This is a genomic window from Hydrogenobacter thermophilus TK-6, from assembly GCF_000010785.1.
GTDB classification, from domain to species: Bacteria; Aquificota; Aquificia; order Aquificales; family Aquificaceae; genus Hydrogenobacter; species Hydrogenobacter thermophilus.
In genome coordinates, this window is the sequence record NC_013799.1 from 1312929 (window position 1) to 1328633 (window position 15705).

Genomic DNA, 15705 nt, shown 5'->3' on the forward strand with positions numbered 1-15705 from the left:
TATTAAGCTACTATGGTTAAGGATATGGATGCCAAACTTGAGAGGTTTATAGATAAGTGTAAAAGTATGGGACTCAAAATCACACCCCAGAGGGTGGCGGTTTATGAGGTGCTTCTGAATAGAGAGGACCACCCTACGGTAGAGGAAGTTTATAACGAGGTAAAGAAGAGGTATCCCTTTGTATCCCTCGCCACCGTTTACAGAACGGTGGAAACTCTTGAAGAACTCGGCTTTGTCAAGAGAGTAGCCTATTGGGGAGGTTCTGTAAGGTACGATGCCAACACGGAAGACCACCACCATCTTATATGCACCAGATGTGGAGCCATAAAGGACATCCAGCTAAACATAAACTGGTATCCTCCTCAATACATAGAAGGATACAGGGTTGAAAAGTATGCCCTCCACATTTATGGGGTGTGTCCCGAATGTCAGAAGAGAGAGAGCTAAACACCTTCTCGCCATCTGAGGTTATAGATATCATAAGCAGAGAACTTCCAAACTGGCACTACCAGGAGGGTTTTATAATCAGAGAGTTTTTTACAAAAAACTGGAAGGAGACGGTATTTCTTGCTAATGCCATAGCTTATCTGGCAGAAGCCTACTGGCACCATCCTGACCTTGAGCTGTCTTTTAAAAGGTTAAAGGTAAAACTCCAGACTCATGAGGTTGGAGGTATAACACAAAAGGACTTTACACTGGCTAAAGAGATAGAGAGGATAGCTAGCATAAAACCCATCTAAGGTGTATAAACAGCCTCTATGCGTGCGTTATGCACATTTTGAGGGTCGGTAACATCGGAGATTATGGAAAAGATAAAGCCCTTGTTGCCAGGAGGTAGCTTGCTGTAAGCTACACCTGTTATGGGATATCCCGGCGGTGGTTTGTAGCCCGCAAAGCAGACTCTGACGGTGTTGTCAAACAAGTTGGTAGACCCTTTTAGCCTAAAATTAAGCTTTAGAGTGCAACAGCAGTTATAAGTTAGCGGTCCGCTGGTTGGACATGGAGGGTTGCCATCCGGGCACGGCTGGTTGTATACTATCCTGTCAAACACATCGGTGGTGATGGCATAGTTGACTCCAGATACTGCTGCCTCCCTTGCGGAGGAGTAAGTTCTTACAGCCTCTGAGCTTTCAAAGAGTCTTGAAAGCAAAAAGTAAAGACCTATAAGGACTATAAGCACTATAACCGCGGTGATTAGCGCCGAAACCAGCGCCACACCCCTTACCTTATGTTTCTCAAGGGAATGTCCACCTCTACCTTTGCCCATCTGTAATACCTCCACTCGTTAGGTATAACTATCGAACCCCCGCATGAGTCTGTGAAGTTTTCTATGTTTGACTGCATGCTCTGCCTTCCTCCCACCTGCAAGAGCATGCAAAGCCTTATGCCAACAAGACTGTTTATGTCAGAAACAGAGTCAGCATAACCTTGGTTTGTTATGTACCTTACCCTAAAAGCTCCTACGCAATCTACGAGGGGTTGAGAAGTATCTGAGCCTACTCGCTTAAAAAGCGTTAAAGTACCACTTGCACAGAGTTTGGATGCAGTAGGACTGCTGTCTAGATAGTAGCGAGTTACAAAATCTGCAGGATAGTCTTTATCCCCTTTAAAAAACACAAGAGTGTTCTTGCAGTCTGTCTTCAGTGCCTTGTTGGCTGGGTCCAGGCACACTACCCTGGAGGTATCATCAGGAAGACCCCACCTAGAGGAGTCGCAATCTTTAAAGAGGTAGTTCCTTGCCTGCGTAGCGAGGTTTCCTCCTGCGTCCATCACACCCCAGCATCCTGCATTAGTGTCCCTCCTTGTGGCAAGGCTCAGGAAGGCTATCTGACTGCCGTTTATGGCTATTACCGCATTGCCAACATCAGAAAGGTTTGTGCCATTGTTTAGCACTTGTAGCTTGCTTCTGTCTATGCCAAAGCCTACGGTGGAGAGCTCGTTTACCAGCGTTGAGGTGATAAACTGCACATCCTGCTCCTGCTTTGCCACCAGCGCTTGAGTGGTGCTTTGCCTGAAGACGGTTCTAAAAGCGTAGAAAAGCCCTGCGCCGATTATGAGAAGTATAGCCATAACTACGAGAAGTTCCACCAGCGTAAAAGCTCTCTTCATGGCTTCCTCTTTATAAGAAGTGTGCTCTCATACTTATACTGCCTGTTTGTGGGGCTAAAGTACCAGGAGGTAATACCAAAAGCTTTGCCTATCTCCTTGCCAGACTGTGTCAGAGTTGCAACGGTTATGCCCACATACACCTGCCTTCTTTCAGCCACCGTGTAGTTAGTGGGGGGTGGATTGGGCAAGCCTGCACTGCTAGTAGGACTCACCCACAGCCATGGCGCGGTGCTGGTGGGATTGTTCCAAAAGTTATTGTTGTTGCCGTTATATGGGTCGTAAAAGTCCGGGATGCCATCACCATCCGAGTCTATGCTTTCAAAACTGCACTGGTTAGTGGTAGGGTCGCAGGCGCCACTGTCAAAGCTGGGAGATGCGTTAGCTATGGCGGTTGCGTTGTATGGCACGTTTTCAAGGTATCCAGACCAGTCTTTTACCAGCTTGTCCATGGCACCCTTCATGCGTGCATCTAAGGAAAACCTCATGTAGTTTAACAGCCCCGCCAGAAAGCCCAGCATCACAAACAGAAGTATGAGCATGGCAACAAGAAGCTCTATGATGGTAAAGCCTTTGCTATATCTCATGGCTCACTGCTCCCTGCATGTAGCACCCTCGTCATCGCTTTTGTACCTTATCCTTCCAAAACTGCTTATGCATATGACTCTGCTGGCTTTGTTGTCTGGAATATTTTTTATGTCTTCGTCTATGCTCACAGTTATGCTCGCAGGACCAACTCCACACATGGCGTTTCTGGGATAGCCTTTCTTGTCAAAGACCACTACAAGGTCGGTATATATCTTGACCCCGGGCTCTGTGCTGTAGTTTCTCACCGCTTCCCCTGCGTCAAACCGGCAGTTAGAGTTATCATCCCTGAAGAGAGTGTAGGTGTTTGATCTGTCGTTAAAGACCACTCCCCAGGGTTTTGCACCTCTGCCCGTCATAGAGTACAGCCGTGCGGTCTCAAGAACATTCATCACACCATCCGCGCTGGCCTTTAGCCTCTGATTGAGCACCAAATTCCTGAACCACAAAAAGGCAAAGCCAGAGAGAATCATGAGAATAGCTATCACTATAAGCACTTCAGTGATGGTATAACCCCTTACTTTTCTATCCATAGCAGGAACCTGCCTTCATAGTTTAACGCTGCTTGTTGTTGCACTTTGAGTATCACGCCGGTAGACACCTGCAGGAAGGACTGAAACTCTTTGCCGGAGCCTGCGGTAATCTGGAAGGGCTGTCCGAAGGGTGGCACGCCTCTTCCAAGGGATACAGACTGCTTTAGCTGACCATCTTGGACCGCATAGGGTGAGAGTATGCTGGGTCTGGATGGTGGAGTGCCGCTCTTGAAGAAAAGAGAGTAAAGCTTAGAGCTTCCTTCCATTGAACACATGTCTGTTGGCAGGACTGCAGACAGAGCGTTGAGCACACCACCAAACACAGCAGGCTGAGAGTAAACGGCTTCGTTGGTAAGCCTTATGTACCAGCCGACGGGGACCTCCGCAGGCATGCTGCCGCTGGCATCTACTACCACCTGCCTATTGCTGCATCCGCTTGCATCGCATATGCACATCTGAGTATATTGTAGATTGGTAATGCTAGTGGTTTGACCCGTTGTGTCTGTAAGACTGCTAAGGCTCACAGAGCCTGTGCCGTTCCAGTTGGCGTCCTTGTATCCTATCAGGTAGTTGGTGTAGGATATGTTTTTGTCTGCGTTGCTAAGGTACTTGCCAGTGCCAAAAAAGACCCAGAAGTTATTATTCTCGTCCAGCGTGTAGTTGGGCGCTCCAAAAACCGGTGCAGGGTTAGAGCCAAAGTCAAAAGCCTGACTTATGCTCCAATCACTGAAGTTAAGCTTGTATAGCGCTCCGTAAACGTTTCCGGTATTAGACCTAATGCCATAAACTCCAAAGTAGGCAACATCGTCGGTATAATCGTTGTTTACATCCACGGGCATTATGTCCCCCACCGCAACATTAGCACCACTTACGGGCACATCTATGCTCCTAAGGAGGCTACCATCGTTAAGGTTAAAAACATAAATGTAGGCATTTTTGGCAAAAGACTCTCCGCTGTTGCTGTCTATGAAAGCAGGTCCGGTTCCTACCAGCACATACCAGCTCTCGCCTACCTTTGCCACCGCAGGGAAGGAGAGGGTAAGGGTGTTGTCAGGAAGTTGCTTTTCCCAAAGGAGTGTGGGCTGACCGCTAAGGTTGTTGTTTAGCCAGTCGGTAAGGTCCAGCACGAAGATGGAGGAGCTGAAGGTTTGCCCGGTAGCAACACCAATAGCCTTACCACCAAAGCCCATGGCACCCACCAGCAGAGTGCGCCAGTTTCCATTTATCTTGGCATCAAGTATGTAGATCCTGTAGTCTACGGTAGGCACATGGCAGTAGCTGGGGTTGCCGTACCACACAAGGTAAGGAAGCGCAGACTTGGGTATAAAGGCAAACTCCTCCTTTCCCACGAGGCTGTTGCCTGAGTCGGTGCTTGAGTTCACCACTTTTACAGGATTGTCCTGCTCTTGTGTCTGCTGCACATAACCTATCCTGAAGATGTGGAGCATGCCGTCGTTGGCGGATATGGCAGCTATGATGGGTCTGTTTTTATATTGACTTGAGTTTATGTACTGGTAGTAGGTGCTGTCGTTGTATCTAAAGTGGTAGTTCATGAGGGGGTCAGGACCTGCTATGGCTGGGCTGGAGCTTATTATGTCTCCGAGCTTCCACACCTTTTTACCGCTCATGTCAAGAGCGGAGCAAAAGTCCTCCACATCAACAGTTCTGGTTCTTTGCACATAAGGATAATTACAACCAGAGGGATTGTCCTCTCCCCTCAGGTATCTGATGATACAGCTGGCATCCGCAGGCTGGCAGGTACCACCACCAGAACAGTCTGAGTTGTTTTTGCAAAGTATGCTTGGGTCGTTGGAGCAGACCTTCCATATGTTGCTAAGGTAGCTTGCCTCACCTGTGGTGAAGGATGTGAGCGTTCCATCTTTGTTGTAGTATATATTTCTGTCCGATGGGCTTGTGTTAGCAAGGTAGCACCCGCTGTCAAAGACAGGCTTTAGCTCGCTTAAACTCACTGTGTTTGCCACTGTGCAGGTATCTATGTTGCTTATGAGGGATGCCTTTGTTTCGTTGGTGTTTGTGTCAAAGAAGAGCTGGAATATGAGGTCCACACCGAGGTTTAGTATCTTGTTGAGGTTTGTATCTTCTCTGAGGTTTTGCCTGACATCCACCCAGAAGCTCTTTAGAAATCCAAGCCAACTAACTTGCGTGCCGTCAGACCTTACATAGCTGGGCAAAAAGTAGGCCTGGACCACCACCTGAGACACGCTGGACCTTCCTGCAAGAGTAGCAACGGTAGAACCAGAAGAGGCACGCCTGAGAATGTCCAGAATGGCGCTTAGTATGGCGCTCTTTATCTGGTTTGCGTCAGATGCTGAGTAAAAGGTGTCGGGCACGTTATCGCCGTTCTTGTCCCAGTCAGGAGAAGAAGTCGGAAGAGGAGTGCACCCGCTACCTTTGCCATTAGACCCTGTATAATTACTACAGTCATCCATCCAACAAGTACCCTGTGGATATCCCGTCAGGCTATCAGGCCAGTTGCGACCGTTTATATCAAAAGAGCCATACATGGAGACGTTTTTTAAGGACTGCGCTCCAGTACCACCCAAAAACAGACCTATACCGTAAAGAGCTTCAACCCGTGAAGATATATTAGTTTTTTGATTGGTAAAGCCCTTTTTGTGGAGCCAGTAAGCTGGAACAACGGGGTCTGCGGAGTACTGCTCAAAGCCGTAATTTATCGTGCATGCTACATTTACACTGCCGGGTGGACCGCCAATGTTCCACTGACCGTCTGTCAAAAGTATCACAAAGTTTTTGGCACATGGCACTAGTCTGAACTCACTGCCTTGACACTGTCCATCACCGTTGAGGTCAAAGCACTGGTACATGGGGTTTTTCCACTGGTCTCCACCACCAGATTGTGGAGCAAGTCCTCCGTACTGAGGGTTCTTCTGGGAAAAGTAGTTGTATACATCCCAAAGAGCGGGAGCGGTGGGAGTGCCACCATATGGGTCTTCTACGTTTATATGGGTTATGGCATTTTTGTAAGGGTTTAGTGCATCATAGTTGTTAGAGGATGTAAAGTCTCCTATGTAAACGCTGGCTTTATCTCTAACTCCTTCATCGCTGAAAAACATCACTCCTATACGTGGCTTAAGAGAAAGGGTTTTAAGCTGGAAGAGAAGAGCCTGGTTTATCCTTGCCCAGGGGACTTTTACCATCACTCCACTCGTTGACTCAAGTACACAGCCGTTGTTGTCGCAGGAGGTTTGGTCTCCAGGGGTACCGTAAGCTTCAGGGTCGCACCTCTTTATCTGGTAGTTGCCCGTGTTTACACCTGTGTTGCAACTGGCAAGCGTTCCACCGGTTAGCGCCCACCTCACCAGGTCCATCCTACTCATGTATAGGAAGTTAAGACAGCTACCTGAGTAAATTCTGCTCGTATTTATACCACCTCTATATCTTGGACAAGCTGCTGGCGTTCCTGTTGTCTCTTCCCAATAGCTTCCGTTATACCTGTAGACTTTATTGGGGTCAAAGTAGCCCTCTTCTGTGCCTGTGTAGGTCCATCCGCATCCAGAGGAAGAATAACAGCATCCAGTTTTATCGCTTGCGGGGTTATAAGCGCACCAGGACATGGAGCCACTCACGTCAATGACCAACATCACATTAGGAGAGACTGCCTGTCCTACATAGGGTGGTATGTAGCAGTACTGGCTCATTGACGCAGCTTTTACATCGCCCGCCTTCATAAATACAAGGAGAGCAAGCAGTAAAGTCAGCAGACCCTTTGTCCTCATGTTTAGCGCTCCTCCTTTATCCTGTAAGTCCCGCCATCCTGACAGATGCTGCTGTCTATGAGGACGTATATCTCTCTGTTTATCAGGCTTTGGTATTGGGAGCTCCCAGGCTTTGATATCAGATTCATTTTATAGCCTCTGCAGGCTCCGGATGTGCCTATCACCTTGAGCGTTCCTGTCTTTGGCTCATAGCTCTCAACTCTGACCCTTATATAAAGCTCGTCAATGGAGTAGCCAAACCCAATAATGCTCAGAAGAGCTATAAGCGCCTTTCTCATACCTTCCTCCTCTGGGTTATATTATCCTCCCTCTTGCTTGTCCTTGCGTGATGTTTGCGTGAAGTTACTTTAGTAGGCTCTTTAGCAGATCCGCAAAGACGGGGCTATAGAGAGCTATAGCTATTATCAGCAGTACAATCATGAGCTTTATGTAAAACTCCAGCTTGTCTATGCGTGCGCTTAGTTCTGCCTTTACCTGCGCCACCTCCGCCCTGACTCTGTCTACTTCCGCTCTGACCTCTGCTATTTGTGCCCTCACTTCCTTTATGTCTGCTTTGGTGGCAAGTTCTTTGCTAAGCTCGTCCTTTAGTTCCAGCTTTCTAAGGATGGAAAGCTCCTCAAGTGCTTGCTCTACAGCGCTCATAAACTCCTTTGCCTCTTCTTTGCCCAGCTTCTCCTCCAGCTTAAATATCAGCTCCACTGGAAAAACCCTTGCCATAGTCTAAAATATAGTCAAGAATTTTTTTGGCAAAATGTAGCAAACCTCCTGCAAGGTGGATGGAAAAACTGGGTTAACTAAATACATTTAGAAACTTAAAACCCAGTTTTTCCATACCTAAGAGTTTTAAAACTTCTTCTGTGTATTTCGGTAAAGCCGTAGGTTTTTATGAGTTCTCTGTGCCTTCTGGTGGGGTAGCCTTTGTGCTGTGCAAACTCATACTGGGGGAAGACCTTGTGGTAGTGCTCCATTATCCTGTCTCTTAGCACCTTTGCCACCACAGATGCGCAGGCGCAGCTGAGACTCTTTTCATCTCCTTTCACAAGCGGTAGGCAGTTATAACCCTCTAGCTTTACAAAGTCCGTTATCACCACATCAAAGGGATGCTTTAGGTCTTCAAGGGCTCTTTTCATGGCGAGCTTTACCGCTCTGTGGATGTTTATCCTGTCTATGACCACGCTGTCTACCACCGCAGTGCCTATGGCTATAGCTTTTGACTTTATAAGCTCGTAGGCTTCCTCTCTTTCTCTGGCAGACATTCTCTTGGAGTCTCTGTCTATGAAAGGCTCAGTAAAGGGAGGGAGGATGAGCGCGCAGGCTACCACGGGACCCGCCAATGGTCCCCTTCCCGCCTCGTCAACTCCTGCCACCAAAAGCCCCTTTTCCCAGAAGGGCAGTTCGTACTCTATCACTTTTTCTTTTCCCAGGGCTTTATCTCTCTTACTTTGCTTGCGGCTTCTTTGCCTCTGTAGTTTCTCAGGAAGTAGAGCTTTGCCCTGCGCACCTTTCCGTACTTGACTATCTCTATTTTTTCTATGTTGGGACTTGCGAAGGGAAAGATCCTCTCAATGCCAACCCCATAAGACTCTTTTCTTACCGTAAAGCTTCTGTTTATACCGCTTCCCTTTATCCTTATCACCACACCTTCAAAGGGCTGCAGGCGCTCCTTTTCTCCTTCCACTATCTTGTAATGCACCCTTACGGTGTCTCCCACCTTAAACTCTGGAAAGTCCCTCTTGGGCGTGTATATAGCTTCCACCTCGCGCAGTAGCTGGTGCATCTTCAAACCTCCTTTAAGGCTAAATATTATAGCACAAAATTATAGAGATTTAGAAGGTCTAAAAAAGCATCCCTTAACTCCTTTGATGAAAGGTTGTCCAAAAATCTGTGAAATGTATCATCCTTCTCTGTTGCATAAGCAACCATAACTCTTTTGAGGGTTTCAGCTATCATAGCTTTAATTATAGTGCATTGGGGTTATAATTTTTCCATGCTGTGGAAAAAGTCAGTTTATGAGCTAAAAAATCTTATCCTCAAAAGGGAAGTAAAGGTTTCGGAAGTTCTTGAGAGTTTTGCCAGCAGGTTTTACTCAACAGAGGATAAGATAAAAGCTTTTATAACTCCTCTTTATGAGAAAGCTCTTGAAGAGGCAAAGCTCATGGACGAAAAGATAGAAGATAAGCCTCTTTTTGGCATACCCGTTGCCATAAAAGACAACATAAATGTGAGAGGTCTTCCCACCACATGCGGGTCTAAGATGCTTGAAAATTATGTGTCTCCTTATGATGCTACTGTGATAGAGAGACTAAAGCGTGCTGGTGCGTTAATAGTGGGTAAGACCAACATGGATGAGTTTGCCATGGGCTCTTCCACCGAGTACTCTGCCTTCTTTCCTACCAGAAACCCGTGGGATCTGGAAAGGGTACCGGGTGGGTCTTCGGGGGGTTCTGCTGCATGTGTTGCAGTGCTTTCCGCTCCAGTCTCTTTGGGTTCAGATACAGGAGGGTCCATTCGTCAGCCTGCAAGTTTCTGCGGTGTGATAGGACTTAAACCCACCTACGGAAGGGTTTCACGCTACGGGCTTGTGGCTTTTGCTTCTTCTCTTGACCAGATAGGACCCTTTGGGAGAAGGACGGAGGATGTGGCGCTTTTAATGGAGGTAATCTCCGGTGAGGATCCAAAGGATTCCACATGCGCAAGCCTTCCTGTGCCAAAGTATACAGAGGAGATAAGGAAGGACATAAAGGGTCTAAAAGTTGGTGTGCCAAAGGAGTTTTTTGAGTTTGATGTTCAAAGGGAAGTCCTAGAGAGTTTTAATGCCTTTCTAAAAGAGCTTGACGCTCAAGGTTGTGTTATTGAGGAGGTTTCACTGCCACATATCAAGTATGCCATACCTGCCTATTATGTGATAGCGCCTTCTGAGGCATCTTCCAATCTAGCAAGGTATGACGGGGTTAGATACGGCTACCGAGCAAAAGCTTACTCTGACCTCTTTGAGATGTATGCAAAGACAAGAGATGAGGGATTTGGACAGGAAGTAAAGAGAAGAATTATGATAGGGACCTTTGCGCTATCAAGCGGTTATTACGACGCTTATTACCTCAAAGCCATGAAGGTAAGAGCGCTCATAAAAAGAGATTTTGAGAAAGCTTTTAAAAAGGTGGATATGCTGGCATGCCCTACCACTCCTACGGTAGCCTTTAAACTGGGAGAAAAAACACAAGACCCTATACAGATGTATCTTTCGGACATATTTACCGTATCTGTAAACCTTGCAGGACTGCCAGCCATATCCCTTCCCATAGGCTTTGCTTTGGGTCTTCCTGTGGGTGGACAGCTAATAGGTAAACCCTTTGATGAAGGAACCCTTTTAAAGGTGTCTTATCTCTGGGAGCATACTTACAAACACTATGAGTTGGTACCTCTAAGTTAGATTATAATTCTGTTATGCGAGAAATACTCATCACAGATGTTTCACTCAGAGACGGCATACAGTCAGTGCTGGCAACTCGTGTAAGGACAGATGATATGCTTTATATTATTGAACTTCTTGATAAATGTGGTTTCTGGTCTTTAGAAGTCTGGGGGGGAGCCACTTATGATGTGTGTCTGAGATACCTCAAAGAAGACCCGTGGGAGAGGTTAAGGAAGTTCAAGGATGTGGCAAAAAACACCAGACTGGAAATGCTTCTGAGAGGTCAGAACATAGTAGGCTACAGACACTATCCTGATGATGTGGTGGAAGCTTTCGTCAAAAGAGCCTACGACAACGGCATAGAGGTCTTTAGAATATTTGACGCTCTTAACGATGTCAGAAACATGAGAAAGGCCATTCAGGTGGCAAAGAGCGTGGGTTCAACGGTAAAAGGGGTGCTTTCTTACACCATAAGCCCTGTGCATACGGTAGAGTATTATGTAAACATAGCAAAAGAACTGGTGGAACTGGGTATAGACATCATATCCATAAAGGACCAAGCTGGGCTTTTGTCTCCAAAGGTAGCTTATGATCTGGTGAGCGCTCTAAAGTCCGAGTTTCCAAAGTATCCCGTGCATCTTCATACGCAAACTACCGCAGACCTTGCTGAGATGGCTCAGCTCAAGGGTGTAGAGGCTGGAGTGGATATGATAGACACAGCCTTTTACAGCCTGTCATGCCAGACCTCTCACCCTCCGGGAGAGACAATGATATATGTCCTGAGGGAGTTTGGCTATAAAGTAAGCGTGGACGAAAAGCTATATCAGAAAGCAGGCGATGTGTTCAGAGAAGTCAGGAAAAAGTACTCCAGGTATGATGTTTTGCCTCCATACCCGGATGTGGGGGTCCTGTCTCATCAGGTTCCGGGTGGTATGATAACCAACTTTATAAGTCAGCTGAGAGAGCAGGGGATGGAGGACAAGCTGGAGCAGGTGCTGGAAGAAGTGAAGAAGGTCAGGGAAGATTTGGGATATCCACCTCTTGTGACTCCTACCAGTCAGATAGTAGGCTCTCAGGCATTTTTGAACGTGCTTCACGGCGAGAGGTACAAGGTGGTAACGAAGGAAACCAAAGACTATGTGAAGGGGCTTTATGGCAAACCACCCGCACCCATCAAAGAAGAGATAATAAAGAAGATTCTTGGAGAAGAGGAGACCATTTATCACATAAGACCTGCGGATCTGCTGGAGCCGGAGATGGAAAAGATAAGACAGGAGGCTCTGCAGGCTGGAGCAAGAAGCGAGGAGGATATTCTCTCTTATGCCCTCTTTCCTTTGGTAGCTAAGGAGTTCTTTGAGTGGAGGGAAAAGTTTGAAAAGGGTCAGGCTCTTCTACCTGAGCTGGAGGAGGGTATAAAAGAGCAGGAGAGGAAGGAAAAGGTGCCTGTGGAGTTCATCATAACGGTACACGGTGAGCAGTACCATGTGCAGATAGCAGGCAGAGGAGAGCCTACACATGAGGGTAAGACCTTCTTCATAAGGCTGGACGGTCAGCTAGAGGAGGTGCTCATAAAGCCGGTGCGAGAGATAGAGAGTGTAGGCATACCCTACGGTGATCTACCCGCAGGAGGAGAGGTAAAGCCCAGAAGACCCAGACCAGTAAGCATAGGCGATATTACTTCGCCCATCTCCGGTAAAGTAGTCAACATAAAGGTGAGCGAAGGCCAGAGGGTAAAGGAAGGAGATGTGCTTTTTGTGGTTGAAGCCATGAAGATGGAAAATGAGATCCACAGCCCTATAGATGGTACTGTAGAGGAAATACTTGTCTCGGTGGGTGAGGTAATAAACCCCGATGAGGTGCTTATAAAGATAAAGCCTGAGTTATGAGCGATATAAATGTATTCCTCCTTGAGGATGACCTGGACCTGGCGCAGATAGTTGAGTATAACCTTAGGAAGGAGGGATACTCGGTAAGGGTCTTTCACAGAGGAACACACCTTCTCAAGGCTATTGAGGAAGAAACTCCTGATCTGATGCTTCTTGATGTGATGGTTCCAGATTACGACGGCTTTAGAGTGGCAAGCGTTTTAAGGTCAAGAGTAGAGTTAAAAGATGTCCCCATCATATTTATAACCGTTAAGGATGCTGAAGAAGACAAACTCAAAGGATTTTCTCTCGGAGCGGATGATTACATAACAAAGCCCTTCTCTGTTAAGGAGCTTCTTGCACGAGTAAGAGCGGTGCTTAAAAGAGCAGGTAAGTTAAGCACGGGAGGTGTTTTCAAATTGGGAGAGCTGGAAGTGGATACCCAGAGGTACGAAGTCAGAAGGGGCAAAGAGAAGATAGAGCTTACACCAACGGAGTTTAAGATACTTGAAGCCCTACTTGAAAATTATGCAAGACCTGTAAGCAGGGAGTACCTTATAGAGGTCATACTCAAAAAAGATGTTTATGATAGGACCATAGATGTACACATAAAGAATCTCAGGGAGAAGCTGGGAAAAGAGGGACAGGCAATAAAAACAGTGAGAGGATTTGGTTATAAAATAGAGCTATGAAGTGGTTCATAATCACCTTTTTCAGCGTATACTCTTTGATGCACCTTTATGTGTTTCTCAGAATGATAAGACCCAACTTCTCAACGCAAAAGAGCCTTGCTTTTGTACTTCTTTTCTTTATCATGATCCTCTCCCCTGTTTTGTGGAGAACCATGGAAGGAAATGTGAGCAAAGACTTGGTTTACGTAGCAGCTTTAATTAGCCTTCTGTGGATGGGTTTTATGCTCTATCTTTTTATCTTTTCCTTCCTTCTTGATGCATACAGAGCTTTAGTCTTTCTAAGCAGGCATCTTTTGGGAATAAACCCTCTTCCTGTGCCTTCACCAAAAGTATCTCTTTACCTTGTGCTATTTTTGAGCATTTCTCTTTCCGCTTACAGCTACTATGAAACTTTGAGGCTTCATGTGGTGAAGATAAGCATAAAGACCGAAAAGTTACCGGTAGATAGGATAAAGATACTGCACATATCTGACATGCATTTAGGACCTGTTATGGGAGCTGATAAGATAGAGCTTGTAAAAGAAGTCTGGGAAAGGGAAAAGCCGGACCTTATAGTCTCTACAGGCGACCTTGTAGATGGAAACATGAGGGGGAAAGATGGGCTGGCGGATATGCTAAGGCTTATGACTGCACCTCTGGGAAAGTATGCAGTTTTGGGCAATCACGAATACTACAGGGGTGTAGAGCAAGCGCTGGAATTTACAGAAAGAGCAGGCTTTGAAATCCTGAGGGGTGAGTGGAAAGATTTAGGACCTCTTGTGGTGGTGGGTGTTGATGACGATGACTGCAAGTTTTTTAACGCATGCAAAGGGGAGCTAAGCGAACATTACCTTTTAAAGCAGGTGCCACATGAAAAGTTTGTTATCCTTTTAAAACACAAGCCAAAGCTACATCCTGAGGCGGTTGGACTTTTTGACCTTATGCTCTCAGGGCACACGCACGGAGGTGTTTACAAGCCAGTTGGTGAGTTCATACTCAAAAAGCTCTTTATAACCGACAGGGGACTTGTTAAGCTCGGTAGTTCTTACATTTATGTGAGCAAGGGAGTAGGCACAGGCGGACCACCCATGAGGCTTTTCTCACCTCCCGATGTGGCGGTTATAGAAATTATAAGCTCTGGAAAGCCATCTTCCTCTCAAGGCACGCCTTTACAAAAGAAACAAACAGCGGATGAGGCTCAAAAGGTTTACTTTTAAACTCCGGATGAAACTGACATCCTATGTACCATGGATGGTCTTTAAGCTCCATAATCTCCACAAGTCTCCCGTCGGGGGAAAGACCTGAAAATACAACGCCGTGATTTTCGTATATCTCTCGGTAGAAGTTGTTAAATTCGTATCTGTGCCTGTGCCTTTCGTAAACCATGTCTTTTCCGTATATGTCCCTTGCTTTACTGCCGGGCAACAGTATGCACGGGTAAGACCCAAGCCTCATGGTTCCACCAAGACGGTCTATAGACTTCTGCTCTTCCATAAGGTCTATGACTGGGTGGGGTGTGTGAGGGTCAAACTCGGTGGAGTTGGCTCCTTGCAGACCCAAAACATTTCTTGCAAATTCTACACACATGAGTTGCATACCAAGACATATACCAAATGTAGGTATTTTTTTCTCTCTTCCGTATCTCAAAGCTCTTATTTTGCCCTCTGTCCCTCTCTCACCAAAGCCTCCCGGAACTAATATACCATCCACTTGGGTCAGGTCCTTCTCATCAAAATCCTCCGCATTTATCCACTTTATGCTCAATTTTACCTTGTTGGCTATTGCGCCGTGAAGCAAAGCCTCATGAAGACTTTTGTAAGAGTCTTTTAAGTAAATGTACTTTCCTACAACGCCTATTTTTATTTCCTTATTAGCGTTTTTTATAGTTTCCATTATTCTATCCCACTTTGTAGGCACTTCTCTGTAGGTAAGGCCTAAGCGCTCCGCTATAATTCTATCCACACCTTGCCTTTTGAATATTATCGGCACTTCGTATATGTATTCCACATCTGGGGCAGAAATCACTGATGGCTCACTGACGCTGGTAAAGAGGGATATCTTCTCCTTTATACTCTTGGGAAGCTCAAACTCAGACCTGCAGATGATCATGTCAGGCTGTATGCCTATGGCTCTAAGTTCCTTTACCGAGTGCTGTGTAGGTTTAGTTTTTAACTCTCCAACGCTCTTTATGTAGGGTACATAAGTCACATGTATAAAAAGCACATCCTCCCTTTTGGATTCAAGGGACATCTGCCTTATAGCTTCCAAAAAGGGTAAGCTTTCTATATCTCCCACAGTGCCACCCACTTCCACTATAGCTATGTGGTTGTCTCCTTCCACAGACCTTATTAGCCTCTTTATTTCGTCGGTGATATGGGGTATAACTTGCACTGTGGCACCAAGGTAATCCCCCCTTCTTTCCCTTTCCAAAACATTAAAGTAAACCCTTCCTGCGGTTACATTGTTGTTTCTGCCCATGCGTGAGAAGGTAAACCTTTCGTAGTGACCAAGGTCCAGGTCCGTCTCGGCTCCATCCTCGGTAACATACACCTCCCCGTGCTGATAAGGACTCATGGTACCGGGGTCCACATTCAGGTAAGGGTCAAGTTTTTGAAAGGTCACTCTGTATCCCATCTCTTCAAGAAGGGAGCCTATGGATGCGGAAGTGACACCTTTCCCAAGGGCGGATAGCACACCACCTGTAACAAATATAAACTTTGCCATGTAAGAATATTTTAACTGAGCTAAAGCATACCTTAAATCCGTTAATAAAAT

General features: G+C 46.3%; 17 protein-coding genes. 6 read left to right on the forward strand and 11 right to left on the reverse strand.

The features are described from left to right. Positions 1 to 12: 12 nt before the first annotated feature. On the forward strand, positions 13 to 447 hold the full coding sequence (locus HTH_RS07260) for a Fur family transcriptional regulator (protein ID WP_012964069.1): 435 nt from the start codon (positions 13 to 15) through the stop codon (positions 445 to 447). Next, on the forward strand, positions 426 to 740 hold the full coding sequence (locus HTH_RS07265) for a 4a-hydroxytetrahydrobiopterin dehydratase (protein WP_012964070.1): 315 nt from the start codon (positions 426 to 428) through the stop codon (positions 738 to 740). Before HTH_RS07260 ends, HTH_RS07265 begins: the two co-directional genes overlap by 22 nt. Here the strand turns inward: HTH_RS07265 and HTH_RS07270 are convergent. The 10 genes from HTH_RS07270 to HTH_RS09980 form a co-directional block, all read right to left on the reverse strand. Beyond that, on the reverse strand, positions 737 to 1267 hold the full coding sequence (locus tag HTH_RS07270) for a hypothetical protein (RefSeq protein ID WP_012964071.1): 531 nt from the start codon (positions 1265 to 1267) through the stop codon (positions 737 to 739). The genes HTH_RS07265 and HTH_RS07270 overlap by 4 nt on opposite strands. Further along, entirely contained in the window at positions 1222 to 2109 is an 888-nt protein-coding gene (locus HTH_RS07275) for a PilW family protein (protein WP_012964072.1), read from the reverse strand. The genes HTH_RS07270 and HTH_RS07275 overlap by 46 nt, the downstream gene beginning before the upstream one ends. Continuing rightward, complete coding sequence (locus HTH_RS07280; RefSeq protein WP_012964073.1) at positions 2106 to 2693, reverse strand: prepilin-type N-terminal cleavage/methylation domain-containing protein; 588 nt, start codon at positions 2691 to 2693, stop codon at positions 2106 to 2108. The genes HTH_RS07275 and HTH_RS07280 overlap by 4 nt, the downstream gene beginning before the upstream one ends. 3 nt (positions 2694 to 2696) lie before the next feature. Further along, complete coding sequence (locus tag HTH_RS07285) at positions 2697 to 3224, reverse strand: pilus assembly FimT family protein (RefSeq protein WP_012964074.1); 528 nt, start codon at positions 3222 to 3224, stop codon at positions 2697 to 2699. After that, positions 3209 to 6982: a PilC/PilY family type IV pilus protein gene (locus HTH_RS07290; protein ID WP_012964075.1), complete on the reverse strand. Its 3774-nt coding sequence runs from the start codon at positions 6980 to 6982 to the stop codon at positions 3209 to 3211. The genes HTH_RS07285 and HTH_RS07290 overlap by 16 nt, the downstream gene beginning before the upstream one ends. A gap of 2 nt (positions 6983 to 6984) precedes the next feature. Beyond that, on the reverse strand, positions 6985 to 7260 hold the full coding sequence (locus tag HTH_RS07295; RefSeq protein ID WP_012964076.1) for a hypothetical protein: 276 nt from the start codon (positions 7258 to 7260) through the stop codon (positions 6985 to 6987). Positions 7261 to 7324: 64 nt separating this feature from the next. Further along, positions 7325 to 7699 carry a hypothetical protein gene (locus HTH_RS07300; RefSeq protein ID WP_012964077.1) on the reverse strand — a complete coding sequence of 125 codons (375 nt, stop codon included), beginning with the start codon at positions 7697 to 7699 and terminating at the stop codon, positions 7325 to 7327. A gap of 95 nt (positions 7700 to 7794) precedes the next feature. Next, a complete protein-coding gene (locus tag HTH_RS07305; RefSeq protein ID WP_012964078.1) occupies positions 7795 to 8391 on the reverse strand; it encodes a ribonuclease HII in 597 nt (198 codons plus the stop codon). Next, positions 8388 to 8759, reverse strand: coding sequence for a 50S ribosomal protein L19 (gene rplS / locus HTH_RS07310; RefSeq protein WP_012964079.1), 372 nt, complete (start codon positions 8757 to 8759; stop codon positions 8388 to 8390). The genes HTH_RS07305 and rplS overlap by 4 nt, the downstream gene beginning before the upstream one ends. Positions 8760 to 8785: 26 nt before the next feature. Beyond that, positions 8786 to 8932: a hypothetical protein gene (locus HTH_RS09980; protein WP_012964080.1), complete on the reverse strand. Its 147-nt coding sequence runs from the start codon at positions 8930 to 8932 to the stop codon at positions 8786 to 8788. Positions 8933 to 8969: 37 nt separating this feature from the next. Between HTH_RS09980 and gatA the strand changes: the two genes are divergently transcribed. Genes gatA through HTH_RS07330 form a run of 4 tightly spaced genes read left to right on the forward strand, consistent with a single transcriptional unit; the run spans position 8970 to position 14147 of the window. Then, on the forward strand, positions 8970 to 10412 hold the full coding sequence (gene gatA / locus HTH_RS07315) for an Asp-tRNA(Asn)/Glu-tRNA(Gln) amidotransferase subunit GatA (protein ID WP_012964081.1): 1443 nt from the start codon (positions 8970 to 8972) through the stop codon (positions 10410 to 10412). A gap of 14 nt (positions 10413 to 10426) precedes the next feature. Further along, positions 10427 to 12280, forward strand: a complete 1854-nt coding sequence (gene oadA / locus HTH_RS07320; protein WP_012964082.1) for a sodium-extruding oxaloacetate decarboxylase subunit alpha — start codon at positions 10427 to 10429, stop codon at positions 12278 to 12280. Next, the gene (locus HTH_RS07325) at positions 12277 to 12951 is read left to right on the forward strand and encodes a response regulator transcription factor (protein ID WP_012964083.1); all 675 of its coding nucleotides are present in this window, start codon (positions 12277 to 12279) and stop codon (positions 12949 to 12951) included. Before oadA ends, HTH_RS07325 begins: the two co-directional genes overlap by 4 nt. Continuing rightward, positions 12948 to 14147 carry a metallophosphoesterase gene (locus tag HTH_RS07330; RefSeq protein WP_012964084.1) on the forward strand — a complete coding sequence of 400 codons (1200 nt, stop codon included), beginning with the start codon at positions 12948 to 12950 and terminating at the stop codon, positions 14145 to 14147. The genes HTH_RS07325 and HTH_RS07330 overlap by 4 nt, the downstream gene beginning before the upstream one ends. Here the strand turns inward: HTH_RS07330 and HTH_RS07335 are convergent. Continuing rightward, on the reverse strand, positions 14059 to 15654 hold the full coding sequence (locus tag HTH_RS07335) for a CTP synthase (protein ID WP_012964085.1): 1596 nt from the start codon (positions 15652 to 15654) through the stop codon (positions 14059 to 14061). The two genes, HTH_RS07330 and HTH_RS07335, sit on opposite strands and share 89 nt — an antisense overlap. Between the last annotated feature and the right edge of the window lie 51 nt (positions 15655 to 15705).

Bases quoted from the DNA above. Each gene is read 5' to 3' on its own strand.
- HTH_RS07260 (WP_012964069.1), top strand. From the start codon at position 13: ATGGTTAAGGATATGGATGCCAAACTTGAGAGGTTTATAGATAAGTGT.
- HTH_RS07265 (WP_012964070.1), top strand. From the start codon at position 426: ATGTCAGAAGAGAGAGAGCTAAACACCTTCTCGCCATCTGAGGTTATA.
- HTH_RS07270 (WP_012964071.1), bottom strand. From the start codon at position 1,267: ATGGGCAAAGGTAGAGGTGGACATTCCCTTGAGAAACATAAGGTAAGG.
- HTH_RS07275 (WP_012964072.1), bottom strand. From the start codon at position 2,109: ATGAAGAGAGCTTTTACGCTGGTGGAACTTCTCGTAGTTATGGCTATA.
- HTH_RS07280 (WP_012964073.1), bottom strand. From the start codon at position 2,693: ATGAGATATAGCAAAGGCTTTACCATCATAGAGCTTCTTGTTGCCATG.
- HTH_RS07285 (WP_012964074.1), bottom strand. From the start codon at position 3,224: ATGGATAGAAAAGTAAGGGGTTATACCATCACTGAAGTGCTTATAGTG.
- HTH_RS07290 (WP_012964075.1), bottom strand. From the start codon at position 6,982: ATGAGGACAAAGGGTCTGCTGACTTTACTGCTTGCTCTCCTTGTATTT.
- HTH_RS07295 (WP_012964076.1), bottom strand. From the start codon at position 7,260: ATGAGAAAGGCGCTTATAGCTCTTCTGAGCATTATTGGGTTTGGCTAC.
- HTH_RS07300 (WP_012964077.1), bottom strand. From the start codon at position 7,699: ATGGCAAGGGTTTTTCCAGTGGAGCTGATATTTAAGCTGGAGGAGAAG.
- rplS (WP_012964079.1), bottom strand. From the start codon at position 8,759: ATGCACCAGCTACTGCGCGAGGTGGAAGCTATATACACGCCCAAGAGG.
- HTH_RS09980 (WP_012964080.1), bottom strand. From the start codon at position 8,932: ATGATAGCTGAAACCCTCAAAAGAGTTATGGTTGCTTATGCAACAGAG.
- gatA (WP_012964081.1), top strand. From the start codon at position 8,970: ATGCTGTGGAAAAAGTCAGTTTATGAGCTAAAAAATCTTATCCTCAAA.
- oadA (WP_012964082.1), top strand. From the start codon at position 10,427: ATGCGAGAAATACTCATCACAGATGTTTCACTCAGAGACGGCATACAG.
- HTH_RS07325 (WP_012964083.1), top strand. From the start codon at position 12,277: ATGAGCGATATAAATGTATTCCTCCTTGAGGATGACCTGGACCTGGCG.
- HTH_RS07330 (WP_012964084.1), top strand. From the start codon at position 12,948: ATGAAGTGGTTCATAATCACCTTTTTCAGCGTATACTCTTTGATGCAC.
- HTH_RS07335 (WP_012964085.1), bottom strand. From the start codon at position 15,654: ATGGCAAAGTTTATATTTGTTACAGGTGGTGTGCTATCCGCCCTTGGG.